A 16,660-nucleotide genomic window follows, 5' to 3' on the forward strand; every position below is an offset into this window, starting at 1 on the left:
GTCAACTCTCAAAACGGAATATTTTCTGGTTTTGCGGTACACTAGTAGGTACAAATTATAGGAGGGCTTGCATGGAAAAAAGAGATGCACGACAAATACTGGAACAAAAAATGAAGGAAACACGCTCTCAATGGAACCGCAAACAACCCACACGCCCCAAAAAATATAAAGCAAGCATGCAAAAAGTGGAAGATTACGTAGTTTTGGATTTTGAAACCACGGGATTGCGTGCGGGAAGCGATAAAATCATTCAAATCGGAGCTGTTAAATATATCAATCATGAACGGAAAGAAACCATGTACTTGATGGTTAACCCCGAATGTTCAATATCGAGTACAATTACCCGCATCACAGGCATCACCAATAAAGATGTTCAAGATGCACCGATTATTGAAGAAGTGGCTCATGAACTGATTGCATTTATCGGCGGTCTGCCAATCATTGCTCACAATGCACCATTTGATATGGGTTTTCTTTACGCACTTGAAGAAATCACACCAATTCCCGAATACACGGTAATCGATACCGTCAAACTGGCCAGAAGAGCAATTACTCAAACCCCGAACCACAAACTGACCACACTGACTGCTTTTTTAAAATTGGAACACAACGCCCACGATGCATTGGGTGACTGCCTGGCAACAGCCGCCATCTACCAATACTGCTACGACAGGATTTGAAGAAAAGCGCAAGCTGCCGTGTAGATTCGACGGGCATAAGACGCTCTGGCGAAGCGGCATGTTTTCAGCCGCACAGCCAGAGTGGCTTATGACCCTAGAATCTGGCAGCTGGAGTCTGGACAAAAGAAAAGCGTAGGCGCCCGTGTAGCTCTGCCGGGCATAAAACAGACCAGCAAAGTGGCATGTTTTCAGCCGCACAGCTGGGTTGGCTTATGATCCGAAGAGCTGGGCGCCGGAGTCTAGACACTGAGAAAAACGCAAGCTGCCGTGTAGATTCGACGGGCATAAGATATTTCGCTGATTTTCATTCATACAAAAAAGACGGCATGCCTGCAAAAGCAGACATACCGTCTTTTATTTATTATCTTACTTCTACCCAACCATTTTTGATTGCGGTCACAACCGCTTGTGTCCGGTCATTCACCTGCATTTTCTGCAAAATGCTAGACACGTGATTTTTGACCGTTTTCTCAGAGATGAACAAAGTTTCCCCGATAACACGATTACTCTGACCATCTGTCAACAATTGAAGAACTTCGCTTTCACGTTTCGTCAACAAATGATAAGGGCGGCGTATTTCTGTTTGATGGAAAGAACCTTTGTTTTCCCGCTCACTCAAACGACGGAACTCCATTACTAAGTTGCGTGTCACCTTGGGATGTAAGTAAGATCCACCTTTTGCCACAACTTTAATGGCTTGAATAATTGCATCTGCATCCATTTCTTTAAGCATATAACCTAAAGCACCCGTTTTTAATGCATGAGTTACGTATGATTCATCGTCGTGGATGGACAGCATAATGACTTTAGCATCAGGAAATTTTTCGATCAATTCGCCAGTAGCTTCTACACCATTTTTTTGCGGCATGTTGATATCCATCAATACCACATCCGGCTGATTTTCTTCATATAATTTAACGACTTCGTTGCCGTCTCCGCCTTCAGCCACAACTTCAAACGAACTTTCAAAATCTAAAATTCTTTTTACACCTTCACGGAATAATTGGTGATCGTCAATAATAATAATTTTTGTCATCACGTCGTCCTCCTCGAATACCCTATCTTATATACCCTTTTTAAAGGGAATATGAAACATTAAGACCGTTCCGTTCCCAGGTGAGGAATTGATGAAAAAGTCACCTTCGACTAATTCAATTCTCTCTCTCATACCTGCCAAGCCAAATGACTGGTTTTTAACAATTCCTTGATCAAAACCAGTTCCATTATCTGTTACGATAATCTTAACTTGATCTGTTAACCACTCTAATTCAACGGTAATTTCAATCGATTTGCCGTGGCGTATTGCATTTGAAATGCCTTCCTGAACAAGGCGGAAAATAGCGGTTTCGTACTTATTGGGCAACCGCACTTCTTTACCAGTTGAGTGGAATTTCAATTTAATGCCTTTGTTATACTCTTCAATAGTATCGATGTATTTTTTCAAGGTCGGCACTAGACCCAAATCATCGAGGGCCATTGGTCGTAAGTCGTAAATAACTTTCCTTACCTCAGTGAGAGCCTGTCTGACCATTTCTTTTAATGATGTAATCTCTTGGAAAGCCAACTCAGGACCCTTTTCGCGGTAAGTTCTTTCGATCAAATCTGAACGAAGCAGGACATTAGCCATCATTTGTGCAGGGCCGTCGTGAATTTCTCTGGAGAGACGCTTTCTCTCTTCTTCTTGTGCTTCGATAATGCGAAGACTATAATCCTTGCTTGACTTGTCCTTGCCAATTGCTTCATCCACATTCTTTAAATCTGAGGTCAAATAACTGCTGGCTACATTCACTTGATTGACCAGGTTTTCGGCTCGCTCAATTGTTTGAAGCAAGACTTGAAGCCGCCGTTGCAGTTTATCGCGCTTTTGCCGATATTTTTTCTCTTCATTTCGATTAAGAGATAGCTGTACTTGAAGATCATTTGCCTGCTCGTATACTTGGCGAACCTGACTTTCAGTAAAAGAATTAAAAAATTGCGATACCTCAGCCAAACGTCTACGGGCAGCACGAGTTTTCTCTTCTAAGAAATCCCCAGCCGCGATCACACGGGAAATGTTTAATCGGACGTCTTCTAGTTCATCTTTCATTTCTTCATAACTTTGACGACTTTCTTCACTAATGACGAAGATATCTTGTTTTGCCTGTTCCATTCCAGCCAACATGTCATTAAAAATAGAATCAGGTGCTTTATTACCGATTTTCTTTGCCATTCTAAAACCGCCTTAGCTATACTAACTGTATCCGGGTAAATTAATTGCTTCTTTATACCTTGTCGGTTGTACTAAGTATATCACTATATAAGCAAGATCATATTAAATATACGTTACAAATTATCTGATTTTATTTTACAACAGGAGGAGTCAAATTGCGAGATAATTACACAACTGTAGGCGTTTCTGCCAGTGCAGAAATACTTATCCAAAAATCCAGGTTCATTGGACATGCTGCACGTGCAGAGACAGAACAGCAAGCCATTGAGTTTATCGATTCGATTAAACTTCTTCACCGATCAGCTACTCACAATTGTTCAGCTTATCTTATAGGAGAACATGACTCTGTCCAAAAAGCCAACGACGATGGTGAACCCAGTGGCACTGCAGGATTCCCTATGCTCGAAGTACTAAAAAAACAAGGTTTAAAAGATACCGTGCTTGTAGTTACACGTTACTACGGCGGCATTAAATTGGGCAGTGGAGGATTGATAAGAGCATATGGAAAAGCCGCGTCATCTGCACTTTCGGCTGCTGGCATCGTAGAAAGAAAACTTCACTATCTGATGAAAGTTTCGATCGATTACATTTGGCTTGGAAAGCTGGAAAATGAAATTCGGCAGTCTCCATTTCCATTGGACAACATGGAATATACGGAAGGTGTAGACCTCTATATTCACGTTCCTATTGAAAAAGAGGAGGAGTTTATCAGTTGGATAAATGAACTGACAAACGGTCAGGCACATGTCAGTAAAATTGACAATCAGTTCCTTGAATTTAAATTGTCTTAATTCTTTTCATTTACGCATTTCGAAAACCACTGTATAATATCAAAAGCACAGAAAAATGAAACATTCACTCTTTAAAACCGTCTACTGAAAAGAATATGCAACATTGATAAAAATTGGATTGATCCGAATTAAATACTCGGTTGGCCCATAATCAATAGAGGAGCAACTTACATGAACCGAAAAGTTTATCGGAAAACCAAATCGAGCAGGAAAAGAACCATTCTAAAAGTGATTGCCACTCTTGCTGTTTCACTTCTTATCTGTGTCTCTGTTTATGGAATTTACTTAGTTAAACAAGCAGAGTCTGCCGTAGATAAAGCATTTGACGACGACGTTACAGTTTCTAATTTACGTGATGAAAAAGTCGAACCACTTACCGATAACATCTCAATCTTATTTATAGGAGTAGATGATAGCGAAGAACGAAATCAAAGTGATGACAACATACGGTCCGATGCACTCGTATTAGCGACGTTAAACAATCAAGATAAATCTATTAAGCTCGTTAGTGTTCCTCGTGACACTTATACGTATATACCCGATGCCGGATATGAAGATAAAATTACCCATGCATATGCCTATAATGGTCCAAGTTCTACGATCGAAAGCGTAGAAGAATTATTAGATGTACCCGTTGATTACTACTTGCGAATGAACTTTGATGCTTTTATTGACACTGTCGATGCATTAGGTGGCATTAAAGTTGAAGTTCCTTATGATTTGACTGAACAGGATGAAAATGATTTGAAAAATGCTATCGAATTAAAAGAAGGCATTCAGTTTGTAAATGGCAGTGAAGCACTGGCATTAGCTAGAACACGTCATTATGACAACGATATTGAACGCGGCAAACGTCAACAAATGATTTTGGAGTCTATTATGAACCGCGCCCTATCTGCTGGATCGATTACCAAATATGGAGATGTGATTCAAGCGATTGGTGGAAATATGAAAACCAACATGAGTTTTCAAGATATGCAAGCATTTTTCGAATATGCGAAAAACGGGAAACCGGATGTAGAAACTATTACACTTGATGGATATGATGATATGACTACCGGGATTTATTACTGGCAACTTGAACAAGAGTCTCTTATGGAAGTACAAGACGTATTACAAAGTCACCTAGGTTTGAAGCCAGATACTTCTAATTTAACTATCAATAATACCGAACAAGAATTGGCGGAATATCCGCTTGACGATGAAAAAACACCACAATAACCAGCTGTGGTGTTTTTTTGTGTAACATCCGATCTATGCAAAAAAAAAGGAGTGAACCAAAAGCAAAATGCTTCAAGTTCAATCCCGTTACTTGCCGAAGAGCCTTACCAGATTTAATAATGGGCGGTAATTCTTACCTGCCAAGCCCACCACTTCTACAAAGAGCTCTATTGCAACCAGCATGACACTGATCAACAAAATCCCACCCCAAAGAGTTGCTTGTGAGAAAAGGAGTGCGGCAAGTCCGAACAATGCTGCAATGCCATAAATTATTAAAACCGTTTGTCTATGGGAAAAACCAATATTCAATAAGCAGTGATGTAAATGGGATTTATCCGCTTCGGAGATTGATTTTTTTTCACGCACTCGACGAACGATAGCAAAAAATGTATCTGAAATAGGTACACCCAACATGATGATTGGGATAATCAATGCCACAACGGTGACATTTTTGAAACCCATCAGGGCCAGTACTGAAATCATAAATCCTAAAAACAAAGCACCTGTGTCACCCATAAATATTTTAGCAGGATGAAAGTTGTATACTAAAAACCCTGAAGTACTGGCTGCCAAAAGAGCCGCCATTGACATGACGTAAACATCTCCCATAATGAATGCCATTGCTGCCAAAGTTAGTAAAGCAACTGTTGAAACACCAGCCGCCAATCCATCAAGACCATCAATTAAGTTTATCGCATTAGTAATCCCAACAATCCAAATAATGGTCAATGGAATACTTAGGTAGCCAAAATCCAGAACACCACCAAATGGTAAGTTAATAAATGAAATTTCAAGTCCACCACCAACTACGACAATTCCCGCAGCTGCCAATTGTCCAAACAATTTTGCTTTGGCACTAATTTCATACATATCATCGAGTACACCCGTGATAATAATGATTAGAGCTCCTAAAATAATAGACATTTCAATTGAAATAAATGATGCTTCGATCGCATTTGAAATGGGATCTTGAGGTGTCAATATGAAATATGCAATTAAAAATGAACCAAAAATGGCCAACCCGCCCAAACGCGGCATTATTCTCGCATGAACTTTTCGGTAATTAGGACGGTCAACTGCTCCTACGCGAAAGGCAATACGCTTAACAATCGGAGTCAGTACAATCGAAGCGATAAATGCCAAGACCATGGTAAGGTAAAGCATATCTTTCCTCCTCAAAACATCTTTTATACATACATATCCGTATGTATTATAGCATGATTCCATTAAAGATAAAGAAAAAACTGCATTAGGAATTCAAGCTCTCAATGAATTGGACGCACTTACAGCAATAAAGTTTCAACATCATCATTTTTATGATAATTTTCTGAGAATCTACTTGGAATTCTAAAATCTCAAAATAATTCGGAGTTTATAATTTTAAGTTTTTTAATAATTTATGCTCTTTCTCTTTGTTTATCCCAGCTTTCAACTCCGAAATCCCTTCAGCTTCGCTCCATTGAAGCGTATCTTTTGCCGACTGCTTAACAGGACGCAGCGCAAGTCCTTGTGCTTTAGCTTTTTCATTATCTGCCAAGATAAACCCTTCAGGAAAGTCTGCAGAAACTGGAATCCAAAAAGGCAACTCGAAAGCCTGCAGTCCCTCTTCTAATAGATAGGAATCATCTGCCCACACAGTCTCCGGATTCCCAAGGGATACTCCCGATACAAATTGCTCCATCGATTCAGAGTCGGCAACGACATTGAATACGCCGGTCGCCTCTTTTTCAATCTGAGAAACTGTAAATTGCGCTAAATCTCTGGCATCAATCCATTGCACCTTCCGTTGTTTGCTTCCAGGAATCAAAACTGGTCCTTCTGAATTTAATTTAATAGCCCAATAGGTAAATCGGTCTGTCGGATCCGCAGGGCCAATGACAATACCAGGACGAATAATCAATGCTTTCTCGCTTACCTGTTCTTCAATGTACCGCTCACACATCACCTTTAAAGGACCATAGGTTTCACCTGTGACCTTATCTCCCAATACTCGCTTTTCAAATACAGCCGCATTTTCTTTAACTGGACCTTCCTTAAAATCGGTATAAACAGATATGGTAGAGATAAATGTATAGTGGTCTGTGCAAATATTCTCAATTACCGGCTGGAGGTCTGCTGGAGTGTAAGCTGATGTATCGATTACTGCATCCCATTGCTCATTTGCCAATTTCGCTGCATCTTTTCTGCGATCTCCTAAAATTTTTCTTAGCTCCGGAAAGATTCCCGGATTGCTTTTTCCACGATTAAACAAAACCACTTCATGCTTCTTTTCTATAAGTTCTTCTACAATATGTCGCCCGACAAAAGATGTACCTCCAATGACTAAAACTTTCATTTTGCCACTCCTTTAGTTAAGTAGTTTTAATTTCTATATATCTTATAATATGATATATTAAATGGAATAGAACGAATTTTTAATAATTTTCTTAGGAGTGTAAACTAGATGGATGACACGCTTCAATTTTATTTGCTGAAGACTGTATGGACACCTTGGGATGAAGCTGCTGTTTTGACAATGGATTATCAATCCCGGGCAGAGCTCGCTAAGATTATCAACTGCAATGGACTGCTCGTTGACTTGTCTATGGATCAGCATACAGAAGTGAGATTAGCTGTTGCCCAAAATAGGAAAACACCTTTACAAACTCTAAAAAGGCTAAGCGAAGAAGATTTATGTATTACTGTTAAGGATACCGCTAAAGAGACCTTGTTAAACTTGCCAATTATACCTAATTGCTCATGTTAATGTTTGAAAACTCCGATAGAAGGCTATTGTATAAGTAGATGAAATTTAGAGGAGGAATTATTCATGAGCGACAACAAAGGTTTTTCTGACAAAGTAAAAGGTGCAGTAAATAAAGTAAAAGGTGAAGTTAAAGATCAAGTAGGTAATGCTTCAAATGACCCAAACAAACAGGCAGATGGTAAAAAGGACAAAGCCAAAGGAAACATCCAAGATACAATTGGCGATTTCAAAAATAAATAATAACCCAAACCCGGTTCTCCAACCGGGTTTTTCTTTTGCATTTTTAATGTTTTCAAAAATTAAAGAATTCGGTTATAATAAATATTCGTGTGTAAATGTTATTCATTAAGGAGCTAGTTATGGAAAAGAAGGCGCTTACAAAAACCGATATTTTAACGTTAGGGCTTATGCTGTTTGCGTTGTTCCTAGGGGCTGGAAATATTATTTTCCCACCTTACTTAGGGCAACTTGCCGGCGATCAGCTGGCTTTTGCTATTACAGGATTTTTATTGACAGGAGTTGGCTTACCGTTACTCGGTATCCTGGCTATTGCTAAAGCAGGCGGAGATCTTCAATCGATTGCCGGCAGAGTACATCCTGTATTCGGAATTGTATTTACCTTGATTGTGTATTTGGCCATCGGTCCTTTTTTCGGCATTCCACGTACGGCGACGGTTGCGTTTGAAATCGGTACCGCCCCTTTTCTGCCAACTGCTCTAGCGGAATCTTTTTGGTCTTTAACTGTATTTACGATTGTTTTCTTTACGATTACTGTACTATTTGCCATGAATCCCACAAAACTGGTGGATAGAATCGGCAAAGTGTTGACTCCTTTGCTAATTATAGTGATTGGATTGCTGGCGATAAAAAGTTTTTTAACTCCCATGGGATCTATAAATCCACCCATCGGAAATTATGATACCGAAGCATTTTTCGAAAGCTTCTTGCAAGGTTACTTAACGATGGATGCTATAGCAGCTCTGGTCTTTGGCATAGTAATCATCCAATCCATCCGAAGCAAAGGCATTACAGATACCCGAACCATTTTAAAATCTACGGCGTATGCTGGGTTTATTGCAGCCATTGGATTGTCAGCCGTTTATCTATCTTTAAGTTATATTGGAGCTACGAGTGTTGACGCTATTGGTTTGCAGGACAATGGCGGCATCATTATCGCTATGGCTTCCCGTGTTTTGTATGGTGACATTGGTGGCATAATCTTGTCTGCAGCGATAACTTTTGCTTGCCTCACAACATCGATTGGATTGGTATCCGCTACTGCACAGTTTTTCTTTAAGATTTTGCCGAAGTTTTCTTATATGTTCTATGTTTTATTTTTTGCAGCCTTTTCCGCTATCATCGCGAATGTTGGCTTAACACAATTGATCGCTATTTCTCTCCCAGTCTTATTGGCTATCTATCCTGTAGCAATTGTTCTCGTAATTTTGTCGTTTTTTGATCGTGTATTTTACCGGGAACCGTTTGTTTACGTAATTGCTCTCACATTAACTGCTGTCATCAGTATTTTTGACGCATTGCGTTCAACCGGTATCGCATTCGAACAAGTTGACTCACTACTGGGCCAGCTGCTATTTTTCGAACAAGGCATTGGATGGGTATTGCCAGCAGTTTTTGGCACAGCTATAGGAATTGTAATAGCACGAATTAAACATCAGAACTAACGAAAGGAGCCTTCCCCAAAATCGGGGAAGGCTCCTTTCGTTTTAAAAAATTCTAGGTGTTGGTGGAGTATTATCTTTGTTTCGTTTGATTTTTTCATCGTGCTGATCTCTAGATTCTGTTGTTCTATCCGAATCATTTGCTTGTTCGTCATCCAACAAATGCTGTTCTTCAGAATCACGGCCAAAAGGCGCTGGGCCCAGATTTGGGTCTACACCAGGTGATGGTTCATCCTGACGGCGATTTACTCCGGCTTCCCGCAATAAATTTTCTTCCCCTTCTTTTGTCTGAAGTCCTGGTTCATGATCCAATTCCTTCTCACGTACCGAGCCTTCATCTTTAGATAGTCCACTCGTTGGATGAATTTCATCCCCTTTTAGACGGGAATCCTGAAAGCGGTCCCCCTTGCCTCCTCGAGCATGCTGATCTTCTCTGGATACTTCACGAGCATAAATTTCATCAGGGCCATGATTCGTATCTGTATGGCGCGGCACTGATCCAGATCCAGGTGTTCCAGCAGTTTTTTCTTCCAAGTCTGTTGGAGTGTCAGAATCGTTTACACTAGAGAAATGTTCATCTTCTGATGATGCAGCTTGTCCGTCAGTGTAGAGAAGAACAGCTCCTTTTTCAATTTCTCGTTCATAATCATCTGTTCTGTCCTTATTCAAATTGAAACGATCTAGCTCTTTTCTGACAAGGTCTTTTCCGCTAAGAAAAGATTTGAAACGATTAGACATAGAGTTGGCTTGATCGGTATGAACCCCCTCTGTGTCGGCTGCTTCCACTATTCCTTTATCATTAGCTAGTACATGAATATCTTCTTTGTGGTAGCCTTTTGCTTTTAAGTCATGTATTGCTGTTTCCAATTCTTCTTTAGTATATACAATTTCAAATTCACGATTTCCTGATCTCATTGTATGACCTCCTGTATACTGTGTTATTTTTGTTTACCCTTTCAGACCAATAGCTAAAACCTGCACTAATTAAAAGAAAGGAACTATTGTTAAATTTCGATGTATAGGAAAAACCTTGCGATCGTTCCGCAAGGTTATTTATACTTTTTGTTGCTTTGGCTGTGTTTTTCCGCCTCACTAGATCCGCCTCGAGCTTTTCCAACTTCAGAATCTTCCTGGGTGGAAAAAGAATTATGTTTTTCATCTTTTACTAAAGTAGGGTCCTGTGTAAATGTTTCTCCCCGAGCAAAACGGTCTTCCTGCTCATCAAAATTATTGTCTACCGAATTGATAAATTGCTGTCTTTCAAGGTCAGTTGAACTTTCCCCCTCAGCACCCATTTCGTTACGGCTGATTGCATCAAGTATGGTTTTATCCTTCTCATCTGCATATAAAAGTATTCCGCCTTTTGCCAGATCAGCGGTGTAACGCTCAGTTTCAGAATCTGAAAGCTTTAAGGACTTAACACCTTCGCGTATGCCGTTATCCCCAGAAATAAACCCCTTAAATTTATCAGAAAATGTATCTACTTCCTTTTTATCAAATGCATAATGTTCAAAATGCTCAACGTTTTTCGCCATGATATGAAGATCCTGTTCTTTATAGCCAGCACTCTTTAGATTTTCTATTTTATTTATCAAATCACTTTCTGAGAATACAACTGCCAACACTTTTTTATCCGAATTCATAGGAAAACCTCCATAGATTTAATAGAATATTCTTTTCCTTGTTTACCCATTATTTGAGATTACGTAACATTTTGCTTTAGTCATTTGTCTAATCACTTTTAACTAGACTAAGAATGCGATTCGTTTGAAAGTTTTTTAGTAACTAAAAAGTAACAAATACTCTCGGAATATGTAGTCATTTCCAACAATCTCACTATAGTAAATAGATGTACCTACAAATCAAGCTATTTATTGTGATTTTTCAATCAGCATTTACCGAAGTAGGCTTATTTTACCTTTTTTCTATTTTTAAAAATTTACAAAATAAAAAAGCAGTTTATTTCGAAAATTGATGATATCATGAATAAAAGATATTAATGCAAAGTAAAATATGAGATGTGGAGGCGACAATTATCGTACTTGGCGATCTATTTTCTTCCTACTTTTCGGATGGACCGAGGAAGGCGGAAAACAACTCTCCTACATGGATGACTGAAATACTGCCCTTGCAAAAGGAAAGGAGAGCAGTAATGGACACGGGAATGCGTTTGAAATACCACCGTTTGAAACAAAGAATGAGTTTAGATGAAGCAGCCTCTGGAATAATGACCCCTAGAGAATTAAAAAAAATTGAAAGTGAAATTAAAGATCCTACGTTAAGAGACTTGGAAGCTCTATGCAAAAAATTGGCTATTCCTTTAGCTCCAAAAGACAATCCGATTGGCAAAGTGCTGGTTAAAAATTTTAAGAATTCATTACTTCATCCGCAAAATAAAGCTAAAATTATGGAGCAGTATGCCGATATTCAGGGGCATCCATTATTGCGCGCCGATGAAGATGTGGAATTGGAGTATAGTATTCAACAAATTAGGTATTTTATTATTACAGGGGATTTAGAAAGTGCTGAAGAGAAAATCAAAGAAATGGAACGGTTTCGAGAATTTATGAATCAGGAACAGTTTTATTTATTTCATAAATATAATGGTAATTATAATTATATTTTAAATGATTTTGAAAAAGCATTAAAAACGTATTTGGTTGCTGAAAAAATAGCGCCAAATACTATCAGTGCATCTGAGATAGGGGATCTTTATTATTCAATTGGAATTTCCAGCACAAAGTGCAGAGAAACCGAAATGGCTTTTAAGTATTCAGAAATGGCATTAAAAATTTATCAACAAGAATTTATACCAAAACGCATTGTAGAATGCCATTTAAACATTGCAATCTCGCACCAGCAGTTCGGAAACTTTAGAATGTCTATGGAACATTATAAAAATGCATTAACTATTGGGAACAAGCTAGAAATCGATATATTACGTTTCACCACTGAATATAATATTGGTTATGCTTATTTTTTGTTCCAAAATTACGAACTTGCGATAGAACATACAGAGAATTCGTTAAAATATATTCACCCTGAGTATCCTGCTGATATTTTAATAAGTTATTGTGTTCTAATAAAATGCAATTACGAGCTCAAAAATTATGATGCTGCCAAGGAATGGTTAAAAAAAGGTCTTCATATAGTCGAAAATAAAAAAATTAGTATTCACTCCCCGACAAATAAAGCTTTTAAAGAAGCTTATATTGAATTTATATGTTTAGACCACTTAGTTAATAATGATCTTGTTCAGTTTGAAAATTACGTATTAAATCAACTTGCTCCTAGCCTTGAAGTCACTGAAAATTTCTTTGAGATGGGCTATTTTCTTGGCCATTTAGGAAATGTTTATTACAAACAAGAGAAATACAAAGAATCTGCTGAAGCATTGAACAAAGCAAGAAATGCATATAAAAGTACAACTATCTTATTTTAGGGAGTGAAAGTGATGAAAAAAGGAATGACTTTGTTATTTTTTTCAATTCTTGCAATAAGCACTTTATCGTTTGGAAATAGTTCAAGTACTGAAATCGCAGCACAAGCGCGTGTTCCCGAACCTTGGTCTATCGCCACTGAAGTTGCAGCACAGGCGCGCGTTCCCGAACCTTGGTCTGTCGGCATTGAAGTTGCAGCACAGGCGCGTGTTCCCGAACCTTGGTCTATCGNCATTGAAGTTGCAGCACAAGCGCGTGTTCCCGAACCTTGGTCTATCGCCACTGAAGTTGCAGCACAGGCGCGCGTTCCCGAACCTTGGTCTGTTAAACCCCAACAGGTTTAATATCATAAATCTATAGTAGGTTGTCGCTTGTTTCATAGAGCGGCAACCTTTTACTTTTTAAATCGATTCCATATTATTATGGTGGGAGGGAATCAAATGAGTGTTGAGGATACTTTTGTCTTGCCTGCTGATTACGTGGTTTTGCGAAAAGTAAATTTAGCCAAAGACAAACACATTAATCTTGTGATTCAGCTCTGCTTTGTTTTCATTACTATGACTCTGATTGGCTTTGCTTTATGGACTGGACTACCTTTGGTGAATGATATAAATCCTTTTTTCTCCTTAGTAATTACTATTTTTTTGGTTTTGATTTATATGTCACTTCACGAACTTACCCACGCATTTTTTATCAAAATTTTTTCTAAAAGACGCCCATCCTTTCGAATTCGCTTTCCATTTCTATCAGTGGGCAGCGAAGCATACTTTAATCGAAGAAGTTTTATCGCCATCGCTTTGGCACCCGTACTGATTTGGGGTGCATTACTGATTTTGTTGTTGTTTTTTGTCCCTTTACAGATTTTCCTTAGTTTTTACGTAGTGCTTATTCTGAATTTTGCTGGTTCGGGAGGCGATTATGCACAAGCGTACGTTGCCCTAAAATCGCCGCCAGGAACATTGCTTCAAGATAACGGAAAAGAAACCATTCTCTATACGACGGTAGATATAAAAAAAGATCCTGGGACTAATTAGTCCTAGGATCTTTTATGTGTCAATTTTTTTCTTGTTTACTGATTTTGTTTTTTATCCACAAGACATTCATCTACAAAACGCTTGAAAATATTCATTGAAGCCTTATCGCCTTGAAGAGCAAACTCCTCTGGATGCCATTGAATTCCCATGGCAAATTGATGATTTTTGCTTTCCAATGCCTCAACTAGTCCGTCAGCAGCATATGCTGCAACTGTTAACTGATCTGACACATCCTTAACCCCTTGGTGATGGAAAGAGTTTACATTGAACTTTTTCTCTTTCATAATATCGTACAGCAAGCTATCTTCTTCCAAAATTACCGAGTGGGTACGGTGAGTCCGCATTGCCATTTGCTTGTGTTGGTTTAACTCTCCCTCAAATTGAGCTTCTAAATCCTGGTAATTGGTACCGCCCAATGAAATATTAAACATTTGCAGTCCCCGGCACATTCCGATAAATGGTTTGTCCAGTTCTAGAAATTTCAATATTAGTTCCTTTTCATACTCATCACTGCCTGGATATACAGCACCCAAACGTAAATGAGGCTCTTCTCCATACAAGGTAGGATTGATATCGCCTCCACCTGTGACAATTAAGCCATCCAAGCGTTCACAGAGTAACGGGATGTCTTCTTTGTCGACGATGGGTACAATCAATGGCAAACCTCCTGCCTGCAGAATCGCTTGTCCGTATACGGGATCTAATGTATAAGTTTGATCTTCTTCTACTCGCGCTGTTATACCAATGACCGGCTTATCTTTAACTGACATTTAAATTCCTCTTTTCCAATTAATGATCCTGTCCATCAGTTTATATACCCGTTGTTCTTTAATAGATAAACATTTCGCTACAAAACCATAGCTTTGCTTTTGCTTATATGATTGGCATTTCCCGTTTGCTATTTATACGGATTGCATTCTAAATTCCCCTCAAAAAAAAGCCTTTTTAAGGGCTTAGTTTAAAAATTTTTGCTTTCGTCTGGCATAGGATCAAAGCGAAATTGATCTAAATCAATACGATCATCGCCATCTACTTCCACGCCTTCTCTTTGCAGTGAGCTCCTCTGGAAAAATCGTGAATCTTCATCTCGCACTACTATTTGTCCCTGTGCGTTAACAATTCGATGCCAAGGCAAGTTGTACTTTGCACTCATGCTGTGAAGTATTCTAGTCACTTGTCTTGCAGCACGAGGGCTTCCAGCAGCTGCCGCAACTTGGCCATATGTCATCACTTTACCAGGAGGTATCCTCTGTATGACATTCAAGGCTTGTTCAGTAAAAGTTTTCATCAAGTTCATCCATTCCGTTGGCAGTGTCCATATGCTTATTCTATCTGTTTTTTAACTTCTAGTAGCAAACTTCCAGTTTTGTAATCCTTGAGCAACTCTTGTGCAAATTCATACAATGGCAATTTTCCAGTCTCTACATCCAAACCGCCACTTTCGGCGTGTTTACATTTATAATACTCTACCATCCGCTCAATCAATTCTTCAAGCGCTTCAACCGATTGTTCATTTTCGTGCTGCAATGGTCTAGACAAATCAAGGCCTATTGCTTCATTTAAATAAAGGAACTTCATTTGATCAAAACTATCAACTGCTTGATCAAAGAGTTGTTGGTTTTTGTCGAGGCGGTAAAAATTTCGCCAAAAAACAAAGATTTCTTTTGCTACTCCTAACTTTTTTGCTCCGAGGGAAGCATTCAACCCTTCTACCACACAAATTTCATACATAATTTTTCTTAATGATTTTTTATATTCTCTTTCTACAACACCCTTATATTGCATATATCTCATGAGTATACCTCCCAGAGTAACTTAGATTTTTATGCTCTGCTGATTAAGCAGTGTTTTAAATATTTCGGTATCTTCGTACAATGTCACTATCTTCTAAAGAAACCAATTTATTATAGATTTGCTGATCATGTACTTGTTGTCCTATATAGAAAATGGAAGGTTTGCAATTGCCAATCTCCCTTTTTATTTTTCGCTCTTTGTTTGCATTTCCTTGAAAATCTCCACTTAGATGGAAAAATGCATAATAGTTTTCTTCTCCCCATTCCGCAACTTTCAGCAGTAAAGTCCTCATGGTATTTTCACTGTCTGCTTCAGATAAACTGCCATCGAGATGAAAGTAAATTGTATCTCCCATCGCGAGAATATAGCACGCTGACACCAACTTGTTATTATCATAGGCTCCAAACAAGTGAAGATTCGGACCTATAGAACTAATCAGTGTTTCAAAATAATCGTTGGTAAAAAAATAGTAGCTATCTGCTTCTTCTCTTCGCCTTGCAGCGGAGTAGTACAAGACAAGAAACTCGAACATATGACGCACCGTTCCCAATTTTTTTACTACTAGATCTGTATTTTTATCTGACTCTTGTTGTAAGAGCGGGTTATTCTTTAAGGACTCAACGTAATCTTTTAACTTGATTGAAAAAGTTTCATAAAGCGGAGAAATTTTTAGATGTTTATTAAAAAAATGAGCATTTTCTTTTAATGGATGGAAACGTATATATTCAGCAATAATTTTTTCATTTTTACAATATTCAACAAAGGCTTTTCTGAAATTGGCTGCCAACTTTTCACTGCTTTCTACCGTTTTCAATATCGGACCTCCATAACCGAAAGGGGTCGTAACATCAAAATAAGGGGTGTCTATATCATTTATCTGCCTTTTAATGAAAGGATAAGCAACTTCTCCAGCATCATCCTTATAGTAAAAGAGCAGCGCTTCTCCTGGATCTAATTTCAAAGCACTTAAAAAATATTGGCTTGTGTAGTAAATATCCGATATTTGTAAAATATCGAGAATTCTTTGCCAACGGCTGTGCTCTCGTATTGATATTAGCTCGTACAT

The 16,660-nt window shown here is 38.5% G+C and carries 18 protein-coding genes; 8 read left to right on the forward strand and 10 right to left on the reverse strand.

Going from position 1 to position 16,660, the window contains the following annotated elements; genetic code table 11:
• Window positions 1-71: 71 nt before the first annotated feature.
• Window positions 72-680: a 3'-5' exonuclease gene (locus AC4EG4_RS03665; RefSeq protein WP_490977667.1), complete on the forward strand. Its 609-nt coding sequence runs from the start codon at window positions 72-74 to the stop codon at window positions 678-680.
• 361 nt (window positions 681-1,041) lie between these two features.
• Here AC4EG4_RS03665 and AC4EG4_RS03670 read toward each other — a convergent pair whose 3' ends face one another.
• Together AC4EG4_RS03670 and AC4EG4_RS03675 are read right to left on the reverse strand one after the other, a co-directional pair.
• The gene (locus AC4EG4_RS03670; protein WP_142826075.1) at window positions 1,042-1,716 is read right to left on the reverse strand and encodes a response regulator; all 675 of its coding nucleotides are present in this window, start codon (window positions 1,714-1,716) and stop codon (window positions 1,042-1,044) included.
• A gap of 27 nt (window positions 1,717-1,743) precedes the next feature.
• Complete coding sequence (locus AC4EG4_RS03675; RefSeq protein WP_490977666.1) at window positions 1,744-2,889, reverse strand: sensor histidine kinase; 1,146 nt, start codon at window positions 2,887-2,889, stop codon at window positions 1,744-1,746.
• 155 nt (window positions 2,890-3,044) lie between these two features.
• On the opposite strand from AC4EG4_RS03675, the gene AC4EG4_RS03680 reads away from it, so the two are divergent.
• The gene (locus tag AC4EG4_RS03680; protein ID WP_490986926.1) at window positions 3,045-3,680 is read left to right on the forward strand and encodes a YigZ family protein; all 636 of its coding nucleotides are present in this window, start codon (window positions 3,045-3,047) and stop codon (window positions 3,678-3,680) included.
• Window positions 3,681-3,851: 171 nt separating this feature from the next.
• A complete protein-coding gene (locus tag AC4EG4_RS03685) occupies window positions 3,852-4,901 on the forward strand; it encodes an LCP family protein (protein ID WP_490986927.1) in 1,050 nt (349 codons plus the stop codon).
• A gap of 87 nt (window positions 4,902-4,988) precedes the next feature.
• Here the strand turns inward: AC4EG4_RS03685 and AC4EG4_RS03690 are convergent, their stop codons facing one another.
• Window positions 4,989-6,065, reverse strand: a complete 1,077-nt coding sequence (locus AC4EG4_RS03690) for a glycosyltransferase family 4 protein (RefSeq protein ID WP_490977663.1) — start codon at window positions 6,063-6,065, stop codon at window positions 4,989-4,991.
• A 208-nt stretch (window positions 6,066-6,273) separates the two neighbouring features.
• A complete protein-coding gene (locus AC4EG4_RS03695) occupies window positions 6,274-7,236 on the reverse strand; it encodes an NAD-dependent epimerase/dehydratase family protein (RefSeq protein ID WP_490986928.1) in 963 nt (320 codons plus the stop codon).
• 108 nt (window positions 7,237-7,344) lie between these two features.
• On the opposite strand from AC4EG4_RS03695, the gene AC4EG4_RS03700 reads away from it, so the two are divergent.
• The 3 genes from AC4EG4_RS03700 to brnQ all read left to right on the forward strand — a co-directional run bounded on the left by AC4EG4_RS03700 (window position 7,345) and on the right by brnQ (window position 9,329).
• Window positions 7,345-7,647 (forward strand): hypothetical protein, encoded by a 303-nt coding sequence (locus tag AC4EG4_RS03700; RefSeq protein ID WP_490977661.1) that lies wholly within the window; start codon window positions 7,345-7,347, stop codon window positions 7,645-7,647.
• Window positions 7,648-7,710: 63 nt separating this feature from the next.
• Window positions 7,711-7,887 (forward strand): CsbD family protein, encoded by a 177-nt coding sequence (locus tag AC4EG4_RS03705; RefSeq protein ID WP_490977660.1) that lies wholly within the window; start codon window positions 7,711-7,713, stop codon window positions 7,885-7,887.
• A 119-nt stretch (window positions 7,888-8,006) separates the two neighbouring features.
• Complete coding sequence (gene brnQ / locus AC4EG4_RS03710; protein ID WP_490977659.1) at window positions 8,007-9,329, forward strand: branched-chain amino acid transport system II carrier protein; 1,323 nt, start codon at window positions 8,007-8,009, stop codon at window positions 9,327-9,329.
• A 42-nt stretch (window positions 9,330-9,371) separates the two neighbouring features.
• Here brnQ and AC4EG4_RS03715 read toward each other — a convergent pair whose 3' ends face one another.
• Together AC4EG4_RS03715 and AC4EG4_RS03720 are read right to left on the reverse strand one after the other, a co-directional pair.
• Window positions 9,372-10,241 carry a YflT domain-containing protein gene (locus AC4EG4_RS03715; RefSeq protein ID WP_490977658.1) on the reverse strand — a complete coding sequence of 290 codons (870 nt, stop codon included), beginning with the start codon at window positions 10,239-10,241 and terminating at the stop codon, window positions 9,372-9,374.
• A gap of 134 nt (window positions 10,242-10,375) precedes the next feature.
• On the reverse strand, window positions 10,376-10,969 hold the full coding sequence (locus AC4EG4_RS03720; RefSeq protein ID WP_490977657.1) for a general stress protein: 594 nt from the start codon (window positions 10,967-10,969) through the stop codon (window positions 10,376-10,378).
• A gap of 509 nt (window positions 10,970-11,478) precedes the next feature.
• Here AC4EG4_RS03720 and AC4EG4_RS03725 point away from each other — a divergent pair.
• Together AC4EG4_RS03725 and AC4EG4_RS03730 are read left to right on the forward strand one after the other, a co-directional pair.
• Entirely contained in the window at window positions 11,479-12,768 is a 1,290-nt protein-coding gene (locus AC4EG4_RS03725; RefSeq protein WP_490986929.1) for a helix-turn-helix domain-containing protein, read from the forward strand.
• A gap of 438 nt (window positions 12,769-13,206) precedes the next feature.
• Window positions 13,207-13,800 carry a DUF3267 domain-containing protein gene (locus AC4EG4_RS03730; protein ID WP_490986930.1) on the forward strand — a complete coding sequence of 198 codons (594 nt, stop codon included), beginning with the start codon at window positions 13,207-13,209 and terminating at the stop codon, window positions 13,798-13,800.
• Between the two features lie 35 nt (window positions 13,801-13,835).
• Here AC4EG4_RS03730 and AC4EG4_RS03735 read toward each other — a convergent pair whose 3' ends face one another.
• The 4 genes from AC4EG4_RS03735 to AC4EG4_RS03750 all read right to left on the reverse strand — a co-directional run bounded on the left by AC4EG4_RS03735 (window position 13,836) and on the right by AC4EG4_RS03750 (window position 16,660).
• Window positions 13,836-14,570, reverse strand: a complete 735-nt coding sequence (locus AC4EG4_RS03735; protein ID WP_490986931.1) for a gamma-glutamyl-gamma-aminobutyrate hydrolase family protein — start codon at window positions 14,568-14,570, stop codon at window positions 13,836-13,838.
• A 188-nt stretch (window positions 14,571-14,758) separates the two neighbouring features.
• A complete protein-coding gene (locus AC4EG4_RS03740) occupies window positions 14,759-15,088 on the reverse strand; it encodes an MGMT family protein (RefSeq protein ID WP_490986932.1) in 330 nt (109 codons plus the stop codon).
• Between the two features lie 35 nt (window positions 15,089-15,123).
• Entirely contained in the window at window positions 15,124-15,594 is a 471-nt protein-coding gene (locus AC4EG4_RS03745) for a hypothetical protein (protein ID WP_490986933.1), read from the reverse strand.
• A gap of 55 nt (window positions 15,595-15,649) precedes the next feature.
• The gene (locus tag AC4EG4_RS03750) at window positions 15,650-16,660 is read right to left on the reverse strand and encodes a GNAT family N-acetyltransferase (protein ID WP_490986934.1); all 1,011 of its coding nucleotides are present in this window, start codon (window positions 16,658-16,660) and stop codon (window positions 15,650-15,652) included.

The sequence above is a fragment of the Planococcus sp. TJ-201 genome (assembly GCF_058268495.1).

What these genes read in the sequence shown, in the direction of transcription:
- AC4EG4_RS03665 (WP_490977667.1), top strand. Translation starts at nt 72, where the DNA reads ATGGAAAAAAGAGATGCACGACAAATACTGGAACAAAAAATGAAGGAA.
- AC4EG4_RS03670 (WP_142826075.1), bottom strand. Translation starts at nt 1,716, where the DNA reads ATGACAAAAATTATTATTATTGACGATCACCAATTATTCCGTGAAGGT.
- AC4EG4_RS03675 (WP_490977666.1), bottom strand. Translation starts at nt 2,889, where the DNA reads ATGGCAAAGAAAATCGGTAATAAAGCACCTGATTCTATTTTTAATGAC.
- AC4EG4_RS03685 (WP_490986927.1), top strand. Translation starts at nt 3,852, where the DNA reads ATGAACCGAAAAGTTTATCGGAAAACCAAATCGAGCAGGAAAAGAACC.
- AC4EG4_RS03690 (WP_490977663.1), bottom strand. Translation starts at nt 6,065, where the DNA reads ATGCTTTACCTTACCATGGTCTTGGCATTTATCGCTTCGATTGTACTG.
- AC4EG4_RS03695 (WP_490986928.1), bottom strand. Translation starts at nt 7,236, where the DNA reads ATGAAAGTTTTAGTCATTGGAGGTACATCTTTTGTCGGGCGACATATT.
- AC4EG4_RS03700 (WP_490977661.1), top strand. Translation starts at nt 7,345, where the DNA reads ATGGATGACACGCTTCAATTTTATTTGCTGAAGACTGTATGGACACCT.
- AC4EG4_RS03705 (WP_490977660.1), top strand. Translation starts at nt 7,711, where the DNA reads ATGAGCGACAACAAAGGTTTTTCTGACAAAGTAAAAGGTGCAGTAAAT.
- brnQ (WP_490977659.1), top strand. Translation starts at nt 8,007, where the DNA reads ATGGAAAAGAAGGCGCTTACAAAAACCGATATTTTAACGTTAGGGCTT.
- AC4EG4_RS03715 (WP_490977658.1), bottom strand. Translation starts at nt 10,241, where the DNA reads ATGAGATCAGGAAATCGTGAATTTGAAATTGTATATACTAAAGAAGAA.
- AC4EG4_RS03720 (WP_490977657.1), bottom strand. Translation starts at nt 10,969, where the DNA reads ATGAATTCGGATAAAAAAGTGTTGGCAGTTGTATTCTCAGAAAGTGAT.
- AC4EG4_RS03725 (WP_490986929.1), top strand. Translation starts at nt 11,479, where the DNA reads ATGGACACGGGAATGCGTTTGAAATACCACCGTTTGAAACAAAGAATG.
- AC4EG4_RS03730 (WP_490986930.1), top strand. Translation starts at nt 13,207, where the DNA reads ATGAGTGTTGAGGATACTTTTGTCTTGCCTGCTGATTACGTGGTTTTG.
- AC4EG4_RS03735 (WP_490986931.1), bottom strand. Translation starts at nt 14,570, where the DNA reads ATGTCAGTTAAAGATAAGCCGGTCATTGGTATAACAGCGCGAGTAGAA.
- AC4EG4_RS03740 (WP_490986932.1), bottom strand. Translation starts at nt 15,088, where the DNA reads ATGAAAACTTTTACTGAACAAGCCTTGAATGTCATACAGAGGATACCT.
- AC4EG4_RS03745 (WP_490986933.1), bottom strand. Translation starts at nt 15,594, where the DNA reads ATGAGATATATGCAATATAAGGGTGTTGTAGAAAGAGAATATAAAAAA.
- AC4EG4_RS03750 (WP_490986934.1), bottom strand. Translation starts at nt 16,660, where the DNA reads ATGTACGAGCTAATATCAATACGAGAGCACAGCCGTTGGCAAAGAATT.